Here is a 3,653-nt window from a genome sequence, read left to right on the forward strand (position 1 = left end):
GTCGCTGACATACAACCGACTCTACATCATTCTATTTTGCGGTTTGGTGTTTTGGGGATTGTTGATGGTGCTGAAGAAAACGCCACTAGGGTTACAAGTTCGCGCCGTGTCTCAAAACCGTGGTATGGCGCGCGCAATGGGTATCCGCTCAGAACGCGTTGATGCGATGACATTTGGCCTGGGCTCTGGTGTAGCTGGGGTTGCAGGCGTTGCACTGTCACAATTAACCAATGTTGGACCAAATATGGGGCAGGCTTACATCATTGATTCCTTCATGGTGGTGGTGTTTGGCGGCGTAGGCAACCTATGGGGTACGCTCGTTGCTGGCTTAAGTTTAGGTCTGTTCAACAAAATTCTCGAACCTTGGGCAGGAGCGGTACTCGCCAAAATCCTAGTGCTTGTGTTCATTATTCTATTTATTCAAAAACGTCCTCGTGGTCTTTTCCCACAACGTGGTCGTGCGGCTGAGGGTTAAGGAGAAGATTATGCAGTCGAAATCATTCGTTCTCTCAGCAATGCAAGGTGACAAGGGCGGTCAAATGACCATCTTTGCTCTACTTGCTGCTATTGTACTGGTGCCACTAACAAACATCATGTTGCCAAGTGGTCATCCTCTTCATGTAGAAACATTCACTATCTCGCTTATGGGTAAATACCTTAGCTACGCAATGTTGGCTTTGGCGCTTGATCTAGTCTGGGGCTACCTTGGCATTTTGAGCTTAGGTCACGGCGCTTTCTTTGCGCTTGGCGGTTATGCGATGGGGATGTACCTGATGCGCCAGATAGGTGACCGAGGCGTCTATGGTGATCCAATTCTGCCTGACTTTATGGTGTTCCTCGATTGGAAGATGTTACCTTGGTTTTGGAACGGTTTTGACCAGTTCTGGTTTGCCTGTTTGATGGTAGTGCTAGTACCCGGTGCATTAGCCTATGTGTTTGGTTATCTTGCGTTCCGTTCGCGCGTTTCTGGCGTGTATCTATCCATTATGACTCAAGCATTAACCTACGCGCTGATGTTGGCGTTTTTCCGAAATGAGATGGGCTTTGGTGGTAACAACGGTCTAACAGACTTTAAAGACATCTTAGGTATGAGCCTGCAAAGCGATGCAACCAAAATAGGTTTGTTCGTCTGTACGGGTGTTGCGCTGATTTTAAGCTACATCGCTTGCCGTATGGTGGTGACCAGCCGTTTAGGACGTGTAGCATTAGCGATACGTGATACTGAGTCGCGCACCCGCTTTATGGGTTATGACGTCGATGGTATCAAGCTATGGGTCTTTGTACTTTCAGCAGTCATTGCGGGTATTGCTGGTGCACTGTATGTACCTCAAGTTGGCATTATTAACCCTGGTGAATTTGCACCGTTGAACTCAATCGAGGTTGTGGTTTGGGTTGCGCTTGGCGGCCGTGCAACACTATTCGGTGCGATTGTCGGTGCATTGATCATCAATTACGCAAAGAGCTGGTTCACCGTTGAGTTCCCAGAAGTATGGCTATTTGCGCTGGGTGGTTTGTTCGTCCTATCTACGATGTATTTCCCGCAAGGCGTCATTGGGTTTATCTCTGAAAAATGGCAGTTAATCCGTAAGTCGAAAAAGGCTGAACCGACAAACGTGGAAACCAAGGAGGCGACGGTATGACAAAGTTAAATGCAGTAAAACACTCAGTTCAATCGTTTACCAACCGTGGTGAGGTTTTTGAGTTTCTTAAACCTGATGTTCATCCGGCTATTGATACTCGCCACAACGTACTTTTATACGTAGAAGGGGTAAATAAAAACTTTGATGGTTTTAAAGCGATCAACGATCTCAATCTTTACATTAAAGAGGGAGAGCTGCGCTGCATCATCGGACCAAACGGCGCCGGCAAAACTACCATGATGGATATCATCACAGGTAAAACTAAGCCAGATACCGGATCAGTTTGGCTTGGCTCAAACATCAACCTACTCAAGATGAACGAAGCAGAAATAGCTAATGCTGGTATTGGACGCAAGTTCCAAAAGCCAACTGTGATTGAGTGTCTGACTGTGTGGCAAAACTTGGAACTGGCTATGTCGGGCGTTCGCTCTGTTTGGGGCACGTTTACGGCTCAACTAGCCGGTGAGCAAAAAGACAAACTACTGTCGGTACTAGAACTGATCCATTTAAAAGATGAAGCGAGTAACACCGCAGGCAATCTTTCTCACGGTCAAAAGCAGTGGTTAGAAATCGGAATGCTATTGATGCAAAACCCAAAACTTCTCCTTGTTGATGAACCTGTCGCGGGGATGACTCACCAAGAGATGGATAGAACCTCGGAACTGCTCAATTCATTAGCAGGTAAACACTCGGTCGTTGTAGTTGAGCACGATATGGATTTCGTTCGCTCTATTGCAAGCCATGTTACCGTGCTGCACCAAGGCCATGTGCTTGCAGAGGGCACTATGGACCAAGTGCAAGCTCACCCGGAAGTAAAACAAGTTTATCTCGGAGAATAGGATGTTAGAGATTCAATCAGTAAACCAATATTATGGTGAGAGCCATACACTATGGGATCTCAACATGGTGATTCCAGAGGGTAAATGTACCGTGCTAATGGGGCGTAACGGTGTGGGCAAAACCACATTACTTCAGTGCATTATGGGCTTGGTTAAAGTCGAGAGTGGCGATATTAGTCTGAATGGCAACTCGTTGCTTAAGCTTGATGCCGAAGAACGCCCGCGTCACGGCATAGGCTATGTCCCGCAAGGTCGTCAGATATTTCCGATGCTTACCGTGCAAGAGAACCTTGAAGTCGGTTTGCCAATTCGTGACAAAGGCGATCGAAAGATCCCTGAATTTATCTTTGAGATATTTCCTGTGCTGAAAGAGATGCTACACCGTCGAGGAGGCGATTTGTCAGGTGGTCAGCAACAGCAACTCGCGATTGGGCGCGCCCTCGTGGTTAACCCTAAGTTGTTGATCTTGGATGAACCTACAGAGGGTATTCAACCCAATATTGTGCAGGAGATTGGCGACATCATCCGCATGCTCAATGAGAAGCTTGGCCTAACCGTGTTGCTCGTTGAGCAGAAGCTACCATTTGCACGAAAAGTGGGCGATCGTTTTTGCATTCTCGATCGAGGTCGTCAAGTGGCTGAAGGTGAGATGGCAGGCTTAAACGAGAAACTGATTAAGGAATATTTAACGGTATGAGTACGGTTGAAGACAGCTTTGTATCATCGCTAAATTTGCAAGATTTAATCTCGAGTAATGTTAGGGATGGATGGAAAGCAAACTTAGATCTGACTTTTGTTAACCGTGGGGATAAAACGGTGGTTAAACACCGTTCTCAATCAGGGCCGCTTGCTATTCAACGGCCCCTGTATCCAGATGGCACTACTTGTCATACCTATTTATTGCATCCACCTGGTGGTGTCGTTGGCGGTGACACGCTAAATATAGCAATTACCGCTGAACCCAATTCCAATGTCCTAATTACCACACCTGGGGCAACGAAATTCTACCGTTCAGATCATAAGTATGCGGTGCAAAAACAAGTATTAAGGGTACAGCAGGGCGCACAACTGGCTTGGTTGCCACAAGAGAACATCTTCTTTCCTAACGCACATGCTCAGATTGACACCGAGGTGCATCTTGAAAAGGACGCCCAATTTTGGGGCTGGGAAATGC

General features: G+C 46.9%; 5 protein-coding genes. All 5 read left to right on the forward strand.

What is annotated here, in order from left to right:
* Positions 1-475, forward strand: a 475-nt coding sequence (locus QTO00_RS16500; RefSeq protein WP_443088934.1) for an ABC transporter permease subunit, incomplete at its 5' end; no start/stop codon positions are given.
* A gap of 10 nt (positions 476-485) precedes the next feature.
* Positions 486-1,640, forward strand: coding sequence for an urea ABC transporter permease subunit UrtC (urtC, locus tag QTO00_RS16505; RefSeq protein ID WP_331425762.1), 1,155 nt, complete (start codon positions 486-488; stop codon positions 1,638-1,640).
* Positions 1,637-2,479 carry an urea ABC transporter ATP-binding protein UrtD gene (urtD, locus tag QTO00_RS16510; RefSeq protein WP_331425763.1) on the forward strand — a complete coding sequence of 281 codons (843 nt, stop codon included), beginning with the start codon at positions 1,637-1,639 and terminating at the stop codon, positions 2,477-2,479. The genes urtC and urtD overlap by 4 nt, the downstream gene beginning before the upstream one ends.
* 1 nt (position 2,480) lies before the next feature.
* The gene (gene urtE, locus QTO00_RS16515; RefSeq protein ID WP_331425764.1) at positions 2,481-3,176 is read left to right on the forward strand and encodes an urea ABC transporter ATP-binding subunit UrtE; all 696 of its coding nucleotides are present in this window, start codon (positions 2,481-2,483) and stop codon (positions 3,174-3,176) included.
* Positions 3,173-3,653, forward strand: a 481-nt coding sequence (locus QTO00_RS16520) for an urease accessory protein UreD (protein ID WP_331425765.1), incomplete at its 3' end; no start/stop codon positions are given. The genes urtE and QTO00_RS16520, both read left to right, overlap by 4 nt.

Origin of the sequence: Vibrio sp. M260118 (assembly GCF_036533755.1) — a bacterium.
Taxonomy (GTDB): Bacteria; Pseudomonadota; Gammaproteobacteria; order Enterobacterales; family Vibrionaceae; genus Vibrio.